14 protein-coding genes are annotated in these 15,652 nt (G+C 29.5%); 1 reads left to right on the forward strand and 13 read right to left on the reverse strand.

Going from position 1 to position 15,652, the window contains the following annotated elements; genetic code table 11:
• Positions 1-32: 32 nt before the first annotated feature.
• From Q4487_RS01090 to Q4487_RS01135, 10 genes are read right to left on the reverse strand one after another with little or no spacing between them, the layout of a single operon-like run.
• The gene (locus Q4487_RS01090) at positions 33-1,178 is read right to left on the reverse strand and encodes a glycosyltransferase family 1 protein (protein ID WP_303542486.1); all 1,146 of its coding nucleotides are present in this window, start codon (positions 1,176-1,178) and stop codon (positions 33-35) included.
• A 38-nt stretch (positions 1,179-1,216) separates the two neighbouring features.
• Positions 1,217-2,413 (reverse strand): glycosyltransferase, encoded by a 1,197-nt coding sequence (locus Q4487_RS01095; protein ID WP_303542488.1) that lies wholly within the window; start codon positions 2,411-2,413, stop codon positions 1,217-1,219.
• A 17-nt stretch (positions 2,414-2,430) separates the two neighbouring features.
• The gene (gene wecB, locus Q4487_RS01100; RefSeq protein ID WP_303542490.1) at positions 2,431-3,570 is read right to left on the reverse strand and encodes a non-hydrolyzing UDP-N-acetylglucosamine 2-epimerase; all 1,140 of its coding nucleotides are present in this window, start codon (positions 3,568-3,570) and stop codon (positions 2,431-2,433) included.
• Positions 3,571-3,595: 25 nt separating this feature from the next.
• Positions 3,596-4,732 (reverse strand): NAD-dependent epimerase/dehydratase family protein, encoded by a 1,137-nt coding sequence (locus Q4487_RS01105; RefSeq protein ID WP_303542492.1) that lies wholly within the window; start codon positions 4,730-4,732, stop codon positions 3,596-3,598.
• A 17-nt stretch (positions 4,733-4,749) separates the two neighbouring features.
• Positions 4,750-5,178 (reverse strand): WxcM-like domain-containing protein, encoded by a 429-nt coding sequence (locus Q4487_RS01110; RefSeq protein WP_303542493.1) that lies wholly within the window; start codon positions 5,176-5,178, stop codon positions 4,750-4,752.
• Positions 5,179-6,183, reverse strand: coding sequence for a polysaccharide biosynthesis protein (locus Q4487_RS01115; RefSeq protein WP_303542495.1), 1,005 nt, complete (start codon positions 6,181-6,183; stop codon positions 5,179-5,181). It lies immediately after the preceding gene.
• Positions 6,176-7,411 carry a lipopolysaccharide biosynthesis protein gene (locus Q4487_RS01120; RefSeq protein WP_303542497.1) on the reverse strand — a complete coding sequence of 412 codons (1,236 nt, stop codon included), beginning with the start codon at positions 7,409-7,411 and terminating at the stop codon, positions 6,176-6,178. Before Q4487_RS01120 ends, Q4487_RS01115 begins: the two co-directional genes overlap by 8 nt.
• Positions 7,408-8,598, reverse strand: coding sequence for a hypothetical protein (locus Q4487_RS01125; RefSeq protein ID WP_303542499.1), 1,191 nt, complete (start codon positions 8,596-8,598; stop codon positions 7,408-7,410). The genes Q4487_RS01120 and Q4487_RS01125 overlap by 4 nt, the downstream gene beginning before the upstream one ends.
• A gap of 24 nt (positions 8,599-8,622) precedes the next feature.
• Entirely contained in the window at positions 8,623-9,906 is a 1,284-nt protein-coding gene (locus tag Q4487_RS01130; RefSeq protein WP_303542501.1) for a nucleotide sugar dehydrogenase, read from the reverse strand.
• A gap of 43 nt (positions 9,907-9,949) precedes the next feature.
• On the reverse strand, positions 9,950-10,951 hold the full coding sequence (locus Q4487_RS01135; RefSeq protein WP_303542504.1) for an SDR family oxidoreductase: 1,002 nt from the start codon (positions 10,949-10,951) through the stop codon (positions 9,950-9,952).
• Between the two features lie 193 nt (positions 10,952-11,144).
• On the opposite strand from Q4487_RS01135, the gene Q4487_RS01140 reads away from it, so the two are divergent.
• Entirely contained in the window at positions 11,145-12,410 is a 1,266-nt protein-coding gene (locus Q4487_RS01140; RefSeq protein ID WP_303542506.1) for a GNAT family N-acetyltransferase, read from the forward strand.
• Here the strand turns inward: Q4487_RS01140 and Q4487_RS01145 are convergent.
• From Q4487_RS01145 to Q4487_RS01155, 3 genes are read right to left on the reverse strand one after another with little or no spacing between them, the layout of a single operon-like run.
• A complete protein-coding gene (locus tag Q4487_RS01145) occupies positions 12,403-12,990 on the reverse strand; it encodes a sugar transferase (protein ID WP_303542508.1) in 588 nt (195 codons plus the stop codon). The two genes, Q4487_RS01140 and Q4487_RS01145, sit on opposite strands and share 8 nt — an antisense overlap.
• The gene (locus Q4487_RS01150) at positions 12,990-14,195 is read right to left on the reverse strand and encodes a DegT/DnrJ/EryC1/StrS aminotransferase family protein (RefSeq protein WP_303542511.1); all 1,206 of its coding nucleotides are present in this window, start codon (positions 14,193-14,195) and stop codon (positions 12,990-12,992) included. The genes Q4487_RS01145 and Q4487_RS01150 overlap by 1 nt, the downstream gene beginning before the upstream one ends.
• On the reverse strand, positions 14,192-15,280 hold the full coding sequence (locus Q4487_RS01155) for a glycosyltransferase family 4 protein (protein WP_303542513.1): 1,089 nt from the start codon (positions 15,278-15,280) through the stop codon (positions 14,192-14,194). The genes Q4487_RS01150 and Q4487_RS01155 overlap by 4 nt, the downstream gene beginning before the upstream one ends.
• Positions 15,281-15,652 lie beyond the last annotated feature (372 nt).

A 15,652-nucleotide genomic window follows, 5' to 3' on the forward strand; every position in this document is an offset into this window, starting at 1 on the left:
AAACTTGTTTTTTTTCTTCTGTAGATGGAAAATTAAATTTTGCTAGTTAAATAAAAACGTTGCAATTCTTCAGAAGCGGTTTTAATGTCGTAACCAGAGGTAACAATCTCATTGGTACGATCTACTTTTGCATTATCTTTATGTTCTATAACCTTATCAGCCCATTTTTTAGCACTTTCTGTTAGAGACATAAAATGTACCAAATTGGTAACTTTAACTTCTGTGGTAACAGTATCAGAAGCTATTACAGGTAAAGAACTAGCTTGAGCCTCTACAACTGTTACCGGTAAACCTTCATATAATGACGGAAATAAAAAGACATCAAAAGCTTGTAGTAGTTCCGGAACATCACTTCGCATACCTAATAACAAAACGTTATTACTAATATCTAATTCTTTTATTTCTTTTTCTATAATGTCTCTTAAATGACCATCACCAGCTAGCACTAGTTTAGCAGTAGGCTCTTTTTTTACTATTTCTTTAAAAATATGCAGTAAAAAATAGTGGTTTTTAGGCGTGTCAAACCTGCCAACATGGCCAATAACAAAATTAGAGTCTATGCCTAACTCTGTGCGTAAACTTGTGTATTTTTCTTTATTTGGTATAAAAGTAGCAGAGTCTATAGCATTCTTAATTACTTTTATTTCTTTATTTTTTGTACCGTATAGCCATTCTCCAGCTTTTTCTGCACAAGCAAAATAATGTGTTGCATAAGTACTGGTTTTTTTTCTAATTAAATGGTACAAAGTGTTTTTAATTGTTCTACCCGCTTGTACATTTTTATTTAGTATATTAAATACTGCATAAGGGTTTATTGTGGTATGGCTGTGTGCTATACGTATACTGCATGTTTTTTGTGCATGTTTAAGGACCATAAAACTTAATGCATTTAAATGCGAGTGTACAATAGTATATTCTGGGTGGCTAGCAAAAAAATCTTTTAATTGTTTATTATATTTAAAATAGTTTTTAGGCGATATAGCACAAACTTTATAAATACGGCCGCCTAATTCTTCTATTTCGTCTTCGTAAGCACTCTTGTAAGCTCTATGTAATAAAAAGTCGAATTGCACTTTTGATCTATCTACATTTCTGTAGTAATTCATCACCATAGATTCTGCACCGCCTCTTCCCATATTGGAAAGTACATGTAGTATACGTATTGGTTCTTTAGACATAATGTAGTATGAGCTAATTGAGTTAGGTTATAATTGGTTTATGAAATTAGAAAAGACTTTAATTTGTCTTTGTAATTCATATAGTAAAAGTCAGTTTTGGCAGTATTATAAGCTTCTGCTGCTATTTTTGTTTCTAAATGTGTATAGTTTTCTACAATGTAAAGTAATTTATTAAACATTGCTTTTTCATTATTTGGAGGAACAATAAACCCGTTAATACCATCTTTTATGTATAAACTATTGTCACTAATATCTGTAATTAAAATCATTTTTTTATGATTTAAATAATCAGATAACTTAGTAGAAAATCCGTACTTATTTTGCTTTGTATATCCTCTAGGTATAACCAATAAGTTTTGTTGGCTTAAAAAAGTGTTAAACTCTACTTCTCCTAAATTACCGTAATAGGTAATAGTGTCTTGTAAATTATAATTAAGAATGGCCTTGTCTAACAAAGCTTTGTTTTTTGGGTTTGCACTACCGCATAAGTTAAATGATATGTTATGCCCAGCTTCTTTAATTTTTGCAATAACAGCAATAAAAGAGGTTAAGTTTTCTTTACTAAGAGCTATACTGCCAGAAAAGCCAATATTAAATGCGTTTTGCTTTATGTATTTAGTAGTAGAATTTTTTAACTCTTTATATGGGTTTGTAAGTATAGGAATACGTATTGTATTTTTATTAAACTTATGACCATATTTTTCTATGGCGGTAGAGATACATATATGTCCGTTATAAAAATAGAGTAGTGCTTGCATTAAAAAAAAAGAAGATTTAAATACTATTTTTTTTAATGAATATTTAATATTTTTAATAGAAATAGGATCATGGAATGCAGCAGAATACATACGTACTTCATTGCTCTCAAAAAATACAGCTTGTTTTTTTAATCCTTTTAAGTAAAATAAACTAAGAGTTTCTAAAACAACTAAAGGAGAAGGGTAATGTATAAAAGTAGCTTTACCTTTTTGTTTAGCAAAGGAGTAAAGATTTTTTAAATAGTTGTAGGTCTTTATTGGATTGTGAAAGACTTTACTTTTTTGCTTGTGAACAAAAATATTTTCATCTACTTCTTCAAAATCTTTATCGTTAAAAGCCTCTGCACAACAAGTTGTTAAATATACTTTGTTATTGCTATTAGCCAGTGCTTTTGCATAGTATAACACACGTGTAGCACCTGCACTTCTTTCAAAAAAATCATCATTACTGTAGATGAAAATATTATGTTGGTTCATTAGTATTATTTACTATATTATTCGCCTTTACGCCAAACAACTCTGTTTATATAATCTACGTAAGATATAATTATACGTACTACTTTTTCACTAACGTTAGGCATAGAGTAATCTGCTACTTGTCTAAAGTTACGTTCAGGATTTCTTTTTTGAACTTCTAAGGCTTCTAAACCTTGCATAATACGCTCAGGATTTAAACCTACCATCATTACAGATGCTTCTTCCATAGCTTCTGGTCTTTCATGTGCTTCTCTAATGTTTAATGCATTAAAGTTAAGGATAGAAGATTCTTCAGAAATTGTTCCACTATCAGATAAAACAGCAAAAGAATTGTATTGTAAAGCATTGTAATCTGAAAAACCTAGAGGTTTTAAAAATTGTATGTTTTTATGAGTTTCCATTTTTTTAGCATCTAACATATTCCTAGTTCTAGGATGTGTAGATACAATAATTGGAAAATTGTACTTTTCGGCAATTTGATTTAAAGAGGTAATTAGTCCTTCAAAATTTTTAGGATTACTTATGTTTTCCTCTCTATGAGATGAAACCACAAAATACTTTTGTTTTTCTAGATTTAATTTTTCTAAAACGTTAGAGGCTTCAATTTTAGCTCTAAACTGATCTAAAACTTCAAACATTGGGCTACCTGTTTTTATTATTCGGTCTGCAGGTAAACCTTCTTTTAGTAGGTATTCTCTAGCAATATCACTATATGTTAAATTAACATCTGCAACATGATCTACAATTTTACGGTTTGTTTCTTCTGGTACACGCTGGTCAAAACATCTGTTACCAGCTTCCATATGAAAAACAGGGATTTTTCTCTTTTTAGCCGGAATAGCACATAAGCAAGAATTTGTATCACCTAAAACTAAAAAGGCATCAGGATTTACATCTTCTAAAACAGGATCTATTTTTATCAAAATATTACCTACTGTTTCTGTTGCATTTTTTCCAGCAGCATTTAAAAAATGATCTGGTTTTCTAATCCCTAAATCATCAAAAAATATTTCATTTAATTCATAATCATAGTTTTGTCCTGTGTGTACAAGTATATGTTCTATGGCAGGGTTAGCATCTAATGCATTTAAAACACATGCTAATCTTATTATCTCTGGTCTTGTTCCTACTACTGTAAGTACTTTTAGCTTTTTCAATTTTTTAAATTTTAATTAGATACTGTTATACATTTACAAAATATGTGTCTGCGTCTTCTTGATTGTAAGGTTCATTAATCCAAAATAGCGTAATTAGTTCTTCTTCTCCAATATTTTTAATATTGTGTGTATACCATATAGGCATATCTACATATGCAGGTTCTTTACCATCTAAATAATAATCTATTACTTCATCAGTACCAATTTTACGCAATTGTATAAGTGCTTTACCGCTAATTACCGCAAAACGTTCTGCTTTTCTTGTATGAAAATGATTTCCTCTGGTAATACCAGGGACTGTTGTAGAAAATGAAAACTGACCACTAGTTTGTGTTCTTGCAATTTCTACAAAACTACCTCTTGGGTCTGTGTGTTTTGTATATTTTACCGGGTAATGATCTGTAGGTACATAACAACGAAATGTATTAAATAGTGCTTTTTCAAAAGTTTCTTCAAGACTAGGGAAAATACCATTTTCCATATAATCTTTTTTATACTGTTTAAGTAAATCTAATATTTTAGAAACCTTTTTAGTGTGTGGAGCAGCAATAGCTACTTCTGAAGCATTTTTACCAATATTAATGGTGTTTTCTGCCTTACCAGTTATAGCTTGTATGATAATGGCAATTAACTCATTAACATATATTAAGTTAACATCACTATCATTAATAATTGTAGGCTCTTCACCATTGGCTACCTTGTGGCAAAACGTAGCTACAACAGAGTTGTAATTAGGCCTCCCAAAAGGCCCAAAAACATTAGGTATAGTTAAAGAAGTAAATTTACCATTAGTGTTGTTAGCCCAATTTATAAATTTTTCTTTACCTTCTTTTTTAGATTTACCGTACAGGTTCTCTTTTGTTTCTTGTGATGAAGAAGAGAATAAAATATGGGGTGTTACATTTTTGTTTTTACAAGCTGTAAGTAAGTCATCTACTAATGCAGTATTTGTAGTGTAAATAACATTAGCATCTTCATGCCTGTTCATTGCAGCTAAATGAACAATTACATCACAAGATGCTACAAAATTCTCTAACTTTTCTTTATCAGAAAAAAAAGCTCTCTCAAATGGGATTAATGTTACCTTTTCATCTAAAGATAAAGTGTTGTACAAGTGGTTTCCAACAAAACCAGCTTGCCCCGTAATTCCAATTTTTTTCATGGTAGTGTTTCTTATAGTTATTGGTTAATAGGCCATTCCTCTAAATTAAATCTAAAATCATCAGCAACAGATTCTTCTACAGAAAAATTAGAAAAAACTAAAAGTGTAGAATTTTCTTCTTTTGCTTTAAAAGCTGTTGCATAACCACCAGTAATATGTAAAACAGATGGTGAATTAGAGTAAAGAGTTATTTTTTGTTTTTGTTGCTCTTCTTTGGAATTATTAAAATATGTTAACGGAGCTAAATAAACAGTAAAAGAACCAGCAGAACAATAAAACCATTTGTGTTCTTTAGCGTGCCCTTGCCAACCTCTTATGTTTGTTACTGAAGCAGGAGAAATCTCATACATCCTAACAACATCTCTAAGATCAAAATCATTAAAGAAATTTAGTTTGCCTCTCTCATCTGTATGAGAATTTCCCGTTATTATATTGTGTGAAACCATTTAAAGATTTTCTTTGATATAATCTAAACCTAATAAAGTTTCTTTTATTTGTGTATTGTTTAAGCGAGTTGTGTTGTGAGAGTGGTAATCTTCAATCTTACTAATATCAGTTTCACCTTCAGAAAAATATCTATTGTAATTTAAATCTCTGTTATCTGCCGGAATTCTATAAAACTCGCCCATATCTTCTGCTTTCTGCATTTCTTCACGCGTACACAAGGTTTCATACAATTTTTCACCGTGTCTGGTACCAATAATTTTAATATCATTATCAGCTTTATAAATGTCTTTTACAGCTTGTGCTAACTCTCCAATTGTACTAGCGGGAGCTTTGTTTACAAATAAATCTCCTTGGTTACCATGTTCAAACGCAAATAAAACTAAATCTACAGCATCTTCTAAAGACATTAAAAAACGAGTCATGTTAGGGTCTGTAATAGTAAGTGGTTGATTTTCTTTAATTTGATTTACAAATAAAGGTATTACCGAACCTCTAGAGGCCATTACATTACCATATCTAGTTAAACATACAGTTGTTTTATTTTCTGGAATATTTCTTGCAGCAGCAACGGCTACTTTTTCCATTAAGGCTTTACTAATACCCATTGCATTAATTGGGTAAGCAGCTTTGTCTGTACTTAGGCAAATAATTTTTTTAACATCATGCGCTATAGCAGCATCAATTGTATTTTGTGTTCCAAATACGTTTGTTTTTGCGGCTTCTATAGGGAAAAACTCACACGAAGGTACTTGTTTTAATGCAGCGGCATGAAAAACATAGTCTACACCAGACATAGCTCTAGAAATGCTATTGTAATCTCTAACGTCTCCTATGTAAAATTTTACTTTATCATTTTTTAGTCTGTTACGCATATCATCCTGTTTTTTTTCATCACGGCTGAATATTCGTATTTCTTTAATGTCTGTTTCTAAAAAACGATTTAAAACAACATTACCAAATGAACCAGTACCACCAGTTATTAAGAGAGTTTTACCTTTAAACATGTTTATTTTTTTTTATAAAATTAATATAATAATATAGCATCACAATTAAATATAGACAACTCGCCAATATCTTAGTTATTATGGCGCCATTCATTTGAAAGTATTTTATAAGTAGTGTATATCCTAAAATATTTATAGCACCAACAAAAAATGCTGCATTGCGTAACTTTTTTCCTTCACCTTTGGCTCCTAAAAATCGATTAATTAAATCTCCTAAGCCATGAAAAATAAAGCCAAGGATTAAAAATTTAGCAATATTTGCAACAGGTAGGTAGTCTTTAGAGTAAAATTGTATAACCACATAATCTATTAATGAGTAAAAAATTACAAGAGCAAACGCTGTTACAGCAATACTAAAAAGAACAACTTTAGTTGGTATTTTAGGGAGGTGAACAAATTGTTTAAAATAGGTAGTGCCCATTACAGAAGGGATTATTAGTAACGGACTACATACAGTTAATGCAAGCATAAAAAAACCAACTTGTTTATTATCGTTTAAAAAATAAGAAATACAAATACCTGCAATATTAGCTGTAGCAACGCCCGCCAAACTGCCATAGTATATTGGCCTGCCATTGTGTTTGTTTTCTTTGTATAATTCTTTAACTAAGCTTTTTTTGTAGTTAAAGTTTGGTTTAATGGTGATTAATACAATTATGGTGGTGATAAATAATAAACCATAATATAGTAGTAAAACATTATTAACATTTAAAGTTGTAGTTGCGCTTATAGTGTAGGCTACAATAGCGTATGCTATCAAGGGTATAATAGTTAATAAAGCTAAGGTGTATATTTTATGAAGTCCTTTTAAAATTTCTAACAATGCTAAATTGGCTATAATTGCAGGTACAATAAAAAAATAAGTTCTAAATGTAGATCCAAAAGTTTCTTTAAAAAATAGGGGTTCTATAAAAGAATAAATAAAAACTAAAAGGACACCTACGGCAGATATTATGCTAAGTATAACTACAAATAATCCTAAATATTTTTTTTCTTTTACAGCATTGTTGTTTATTGCTATTAAGCGCGTAATAGATATAAAGAAACCTACAGAAACTAAACTTGCAATTAAACGTACTACAGTCTCTATATATTTAAAATCCCCAAATTTTTCTGGACCTAAAACTTTTGTATTAAGTATGCTTATTATAAAACCTAAAAGAACAGCAATAAAACTAGCGCCATACATAGCAAAAGTTTTTTTAAATGCTAAGAGTTGTTTTATCATGGAATGTTGTTACTAAATTTATACAGTACACGCCCTAATATAATACTCATAATTATAAAAAACAGATCTACAGACATTGTAGAAAATATAGCTAAGCCCGATAATCCTAAAAACCAAATTACAAGCACAAAACACTCTACCTTAGTTTCATAACTTAAGCCTCCTCTAAATAACATATAAATAGGAATACCACCACTTAAAAACGCATAGCATAAAAAAGGTATAAGCCCTCCCCACCATATTAAATAGAGCCATTGATTATCTACCGAAGTCCAAGCTTCTGCACCTAAAGAATAAGAAGCAAAAACACCGCTTCCTGTTACTAAATGGGAAAAATCTAGTTGAGAAATGAAAACTTTTAATTGTTCTGTTCTTGAATCATGTGTTCCTCTGTTCATTAACAAATCAAAAGAAGCACTTAAAATTTCTGTGTTTATTACTAAGTAGGTTAGTATAAGACTTCCTATACCAAGAAGTACAAGATATCCGCCTTTCTTTTTAGTATTAAAAAAGTCGAACATTACAGTTACAAAATATATTATTAAGAAAGATCTTGTCTGTATAACTAAGGATAGCACAATTCCTATGATAAGAATATAAACCCTTAGCCATTTTAATTTTTTATAATTTTTTAATATTAAGAAGGCATAAGGAGCTATCCAAATATAATTTACGCCGTATACTCTATATTTACTTAAGGCTTGTGACCGCCAACCACCTATACCAAAATCTACAAAATTGTATAGCGTTAGTATTGAGATGTAAATAGCGGCAAGAAATATAAATTTTTTAAAATTTTCATACCTTTTATCGCTATAGCTTACAAATATAACCCCTAAGCAGATCCATGTACCAATACCTTTGGTGTTCATTACATGGGTCATATTACTTATATCAGCTCCACTAATTAAAAAATTTAATGTTAGAGTGAATAATAATAACAAATAGGGGAAAAATACAGAGATTTTGTATTTAGCACGTGCAGCAAAAAGAGATAAGAATACGGTAAAGAAAATAAAAACTACAGATAATATTCTTATGTACTTTTCAGCACCAAGACTATTATCTCCAAAAGTTTCAGTTCTATATAAACGTTCTTGAGCAAAATAAACAAAGAACAGGTTTAAAAATAAACCAGCAAATAAGAATACAGAAATTACTTTTTCAATTTGTGCTCTTTGCTCCAAAATTGTTTTTGCTTAAAAATTATATTATAACCTTTTTACTAGCTTATCATTTAAAATACCTTTAACATCATACAATACTCCATCGTCTTTTAAGAATTGTTTTAAATCTAAATCTAAAAATTCTTTATGAGCAACGGTTAATACAACAGCATTGTACTTTTTAGTAGGTATATTTTTAGAGGTTTCTAATTTGTATTCATGCATAACTTCTTCAGGTGAAGCCCAAGGATCATAAATATCTATTTCTGTACCATAAGATGCTAAATTGCTAATTACGTCAACAGCTTTAGTGTTACGTACATCCGGACAGTTTTCTTTAAACGTAATTCCTAAAACTAATATATTAGCTCCTTTTACTTTAATGTCATTCTGTACCATAAGTTTTACAACTTCAGAGGCAACATACTTACCCATACCATCATTCATACGTCTACCAGCTAAAATAATTTCTGGATGGTAGCCAAATTCTTGAGCTTTTTGAGCTAAGTAATACGGATCTACACCTATACAGTGTCCACCCACTAAGCCTGGTTTAAAAGGTAAAAAATTCCATTTAGTACCTGCAGCTTCTAATACATCATGTGTATCAATGTCCATTAAGTTAAAAATCTTTGCAAGTTCATTAACAAAAGCAATATTAATGTCTCTTTGAGAGTTTTCTATAACTTTAGCAGCCTCAGCTACTTTAATAGTAGGAGCTAGGTGTGTACCAGCAGTAATAACAGATTTATATAAGTTATCTACTTTTATGCCTATTTCTGGTGTAGAACCAGAAGTTACTTTTAATATTTTTTCTACTGTATGCTCCTTATCACCAGGGTTAATACGCTCTGGAGAATAACCTACAAAGAAATCTACATTAAATTTTAATCCACTAATTTTTTCTAAAACAGGAACACATTCATCTTCAGTAACACCAGGATATACGGTAGATTCATATATAACAATGTCTCCTTTTTTTAAAACCTTAGCAACTGTTTCACTAGATTTATATAAAGGTGTAAGTATGGGTCTATTTGTTTTATCTACTGGTGTAGGTACTGTAACTACATAATAGTTACAATCTTTAATATCATCTAAATTATTGCTGCAAAATAAACCAGTATTTTTTATATCTCTAGTTTCTGATAATACAGCTTGTAAAACAGTATCTTCAACCTCTAAAGTACTATCTGTTCCAGATTGTAATTCTTTAATTCTGTTTTCATTAATATCAAAACCTATAACAGGGTATTTTGTAGCAAATAAACGAGCTAGTGGTAGGCCAACATATCCTAAACCTATTACTGCAATTTTAGATGTATTCATATGGTTGTGTTTATTATTTTTTTATTAATTAAATTAGATAAAATTATTCTTTTAAATTATCCCAATACCAATTAACAGCCTCTTCTAAGCCACTTTTAATATTGTACTGCGGATTATAACCTAAAAGTTCTTTAGCTTTATCTATAGATGCTAGAGAATGTGGTACGTCTCCTTGTCTAGTTGTACCATACCTTATCTCAACATCTTTTATTTTAGGATCAAATTTACTTAAGTTTTCTTTTAATAGACCTATTAATTCATTTAAATCTGTACGTTCACCAAAAGCAACATTGTAAACAGTGTTTACTGCCTCTTTGTTCTCTGTAACAATAGATCTAACGTTCATTTCAATTACGTTATCTATGTAGGTAAAATCCCTAGAGTATGAACCGTCTCCATTTATAGTTGGAGATTCATGTTTCATGAACTGCATTACAAATTTTGGTATTACAGCAGCATAAGCTCCTTTTGGATCTTGTTTTCTTCCAAAAACATTAAAATAACGTAGGCCTACAGTCTCTAGTCCATAAGTTTTACTAAAAATATCTGCATATAATTCATTCACAAACTTTGTTATAGCATAAGGAGAAAGTGGTCTTCCTATTTTATCTTCAACTTTTGGCAAGCTTTCAGAATCTCCGTAAGTAGAAGAACTTGCGGCATAGACAAAACGTTTTACGTTTGCGTCTCTAGCGGCAACAAGCATATTTAAAAAACCAGATACATTTACGGCGTTACTTGTAATAGGATCATTAATAGACCTTGGTACAGACCCTAATGCAGCTTGGTGCATAATGTAATCTACATTTTTGCAGGCTGTATGGCAATCTTCTAAATTTCTAATATCTCCTCGTAATAATGTAAAATTAGTGTGGTCTAGAAGGTGATTGATATTCTCTTCTTTACCTGTGGCAAAATTATCAAGGCAAGTTACTTTATTGCCGTTTTTTAAAAGTGATTCACAGATGTTTGACCCAATAAAACCAGCACCACCAGTTACTAAAATATGGTAATTTGGATTTAAGTTTAATTTTTCAATATTCATTATCATTAAATTTAGAATAGCAAAGATGTTTAAAAAAAACTGGATTTACTATCATTTTATTTTAATCGTTTTAAAAATCGTTGAAATGAAGAGATAATACGACGAGTAAATGTTGGAGGTTAAAAAATATTTTTTTTTGTTTTTAAGGAGTTTGATTGTAGTATATTGTTGCTGTTTTTTGAATGAATAATTTATGGATAATAGAGAAAGTGTAGATATAATAGAAAAAGAGCATCCTTTTTACAATAAAGTTTTTATAAATAATTGGCTTAATTTTTTTAATGAAACTCAAAAGTCTTTTTTTAAGTCTGTAACTCCTATTCCCTTTTCTAAAAATAAAACTTTTGGCTATTACTTTAATATAGGTAAAAATATTACTAACGGTCAATTGTATAATATTAACGAAAATGAAGATGATTATAAAAAATCCGTTTTTTTAATTTATGATGTTCTTTCAGATAGGCATCAGCAATATAGGACTAAAAATAAAGGTTTTGTAGTAAAAAAGGTTTCTCAATACCAAGGTTTTATGTCTTTTTTGGGTGATTATGATAATTTTGATGAGTACTTTAATAATCAATTTTCTTCTAAGAGTAGGTATAACATAAGAAAAAATTATAGAATATTAGAATCTAATTTTAATGTTTCTTTTAAGGTTTTTAAAGGAGCTATAGATAAATCTGAATACGATTTTATTTTTGAAAAATTAATAGAGTTAATTAAAAAAAGGTTTTACTCTTTAGGGAAAGATAATAATATAGTTAATTTAAGAGATTATTATTATAGCCTTTGTTACGAGCTTATTTTAGAAAATAAGGCTTCTTTTAATGTGCTTTATGTAGATGAAGATCCGATTGCAATATCAATGTCGTTTTTGTCAGATAAGGAGCTTTTCTTTGCAATTACTACTTTTGATATAGATTACAGACGTTATAATCTAGGACATATTCTTATTTTTAATATGATGAAATGGTGTTATCAAAATGATATTTTAATTTTTGATTATTCTAAAGGAGAATATGATTATAAGAAAAGGTGGTCAAATAAATCTTATAGTTTTGAAAATCATATAATTTATGATTCAAAATCATTTAAGAGCAGGCTAATAGGAGGATACCTATATAATTACTTTGTTTTTAAGCAGTTTTTAAGAGATAAAAAAGTTAATACTTTATATTCTAAAGCTAAGTTTATGTTTAAAAAAGAAGAAATGAAGTTGACTAACTTAAGCTTTAAAAGGTTGAATAATTTTTCTTTGTCTAGTGAGAATTATGAAAAAATAGAAAGAGGGTCTACAAAGAAAATAATTAAATTAAAAAATATAAAAGGGGCTGTAAATGATGTTTTGTACTCTAACCCCGTAGGAATAGATAATATAGACTTATTTAAAAGTAAAGTAAGTGAGGTTTATCTTTTAAAGATTGAAGAAAAGTATTTTAGCATCAACCTTTCTATTTGAAGATTGATGCTATTGTGCTAAAAATAATTTTAATGTCTTTTATAAAACCTTTTTCTGAAATATATTTCTTATTTAAGTTTAACTTAATAGGCATAATTTCATCAATATATTTTTTCTCTGGATTTGTGGCTCCTTTTAATATTTCATTTTCATTTCTAAAGTGAATTGATGCATAATCTGTAATTCCAGGTCTAACACTTAGTACTTGCATGTCATCTTTAGAATATAAGTCTACATATTTACGCACTTCAGGTCTTGGTCCAACTAGACTCATTTCTCCTAAAAGAACATTAAATAACTGAGGTAGCTCATCTAGTTTAGATTTTCTAAGATAGTAACCTATTTTGGTAACTCTTGGGTCTCTATCTCCAACGGTCAACAACCCTTTTTTATCAGAGTTAATGAGCATTGTCCTAAACTTTAAGATAAAAAAATCATTTCCGTTTATACCAACTCTTTTTTGTTTGTAAAAAATACCTCCCTTAGAGGTTAAAACAATTAGTATGGATATTAATAATAAAACAGGAAGAAGTATAAAAATACCAATAGAAGATGAAATAAAATCAAATAATCTTTTCATTACACTACTTTTTCAATTGCATTTACTATTTCTTTAGAAATGTATTCTATTTCTTCTGTTTTTAACTGAGGATAAATTGGAAGGGATATTTCATTTTTATATTGATTGTAAGCAACAGGAAAATCATTTATTTTGTATCCCATATTCTTAAATGCGCTTAGCAACGGTAATGGCTGAAAATGTACATTTACAGCAATATCTTTTTCGGAAATTAAATTAATAATTTCATCTCTTTGTGCTTCACTAATGTTCTTTATTCTTAAGGCATAAATGTGACAGGATGATTGCTTATTCTCTGATTTGTAAGGAGGTATAATGGCCCATTTTTTAGAAGAAAAATGCGCATTATAACTTTCAAAAATTTCTACTCTTTTGGGTAAAGTTTCTTTTGAATATGTTTTCATTTGTCCTACTCCAATTGCAGCTAAAACATCTGGCATATTAATTTTTAAACCAGGGTAGATAATGTCATACCTCCAGGCACCTGCCTTAGTTTTTGAAAAGGCATCTTTTGTTTGTCCGTTTAAGGAGTAACACCTCAAAACCCCATATAACTCTTCGTTATTAAAAGGAGATGGCATATTTAAACATATAGCACCACCTTCTGCAGTAGTTACATTTTTTACAGCATGCAAAGAAAAAATAGTTATGTCTGCAAGAACTCCCGTGTTTAAATTGTTGTATGTTGCTCCAATGGAGTGAGCGGCATCAGAAATAATCATAATTCTCCCTAACTTTTCTTGAACGTCGCCATTGGGAGTAAATAGCTTTTTGCTAGTCTCGACGATAGAATTTAATTCGGTATAATCACAAGGCCATCCGGCAATGTCAACAGGTATGATTGCTTTTGTTTTTGCTGTAATAGCTTTTTTTATTTCTGTTGTAGAGATGTTAAAATCATCACTAATATCTACAAAAACGGGCGTTGCACCAGCGTGTATTACCGCAAGTGCTGTTGCAGAATAAGTATACGCGGGTATAATAACTTCGTCTCCAGCTTCTACTCCAAGCCATTTTAAAATTAAAATTGCACCAGATGTCCAAGAGTTAACACATAATACTTCTGGGGCATTAGTTAAATTTTTAATTTGTGATTCTAATTTTTTTACTTTTGGCCCAGTAGTAATCCATCCAGAATCTAATGAATCATTAACTTCTTCCTTGACGTATGAGTTAATTAATGGGGGAGAAAAAGGAATTTTCATGCTATATTTTTATAAAGGTTAGTGTATTCTTTACTTATTACGTTTAGACTAAATTGTTTAACCTTTTTAATAGAATTTATAGCCATTTTGTCAGCTAAATTCTTATCGCTAGTTAAACGTATCATTGCATTTGCAAGTTCTTGTGAGTTGTTTACATTAACAAGTAAACCTTCTTTTTCGTGAGTAACAATTTCTCTTGTTCCTGGGACATTCGTTGTAATCATTGGTAATCCTATAGCAGATGATTCTAGTAATACTCTAGAAAAACCTTCTCTAAATGTTGGGAGAACAAAGCAGTCGGCCTTTAACATATAATCTAAGGCATCAGGTTTCGGTCCAACCCAAGTGACTACATCTTTATATGAATTTAAAATTTCTTTGTTTAATTTTGTCGAATCTTCTTCTAAAGGGCCAACTAATAAGAAATTAAAATTATGCCCTGTTTTCTTGCAAATTTTTGCAGCTTCCAGGTAATTTATTACGCCTTTTTCATATACTAATCTAGCAACAAGTAAGAAGGTGAAATCTATATTTTTTCGCTCTGCTTTTTTGTTAATTTTATTTAAATCAATACCACTACCATATATTAGAGAACTATTCTCTTTAGAAACTAATTTATTTGTTAAAAAGTAGTTTCTATCGTCTTCATTTTGAAAAGTAGTATGTTTTACTTTGTTTTTTATGAATAAGTGAGAGGTTTTGTATAGGAATCTATATATTTTGAATTTAAAAGAATTACCCATAAAAATAGTACCTAAACCAGTTATAGTGCGTACTATTTTTGTATTTAATCCAATAGCAGCTATAGGTAGTAAAAAAGCAGGTTTTGTATCAAACGTTTGTATTATATCAAAAGAATTTTTTTTAATAATTTGCCTGTATTCTATGATTGTCTTAAAATCAGATATCAGATTAAACTTTCTATTAAGATTGTATTTAATAAAGTTAATATTTCTTGGGAAATTATGCTGTTTTGTTCCAAGTATAGTTACATTAAAGTTGTCTGCAATGAGGTGTTGCGAAAGATCAATTCTTTTGTAAGAGTCTTCTCCTCCAACTAAGCAGATATTAATTTTTTTACTCATTATAAATCGTAACTTTTTTTCAAATTTAAATTTTAAAATTAATATTTAAGTATCATTTTAGTTAATTGAATACTATTTTAGTTGAACACCACTTTTATGCTGTTAAACTGACCTTTTTGTATTGGGAAAGTTGTTTTTAGTGTTGGTTAATTGATTATCAGTTGTTAATTACAGTATTACATACGTTTTGTATCTTATTGTGGATTATAATTTTTTAAAAAATAAATACATTCGTGTAGTTGTTTGCCGTTAAGCGAGAATAATATTTAGTTTGCCGAAATAAAAAAAAAAATGTATAACAAGGCCTTACTATTATTTAGATTTGTAATTGGTAAATCCCCCAAAGTATTATCTGATTTATTAATTTATTAT

Source organism: Cellulophaga sp. 3_MG-2023 (genome assembly GCF_030546975.1).
GTDB lineage: Bacteria > Bacteroidota > Bacteroidia > Flavobacteriales > Flavobacteriaceae > Cellulophaga.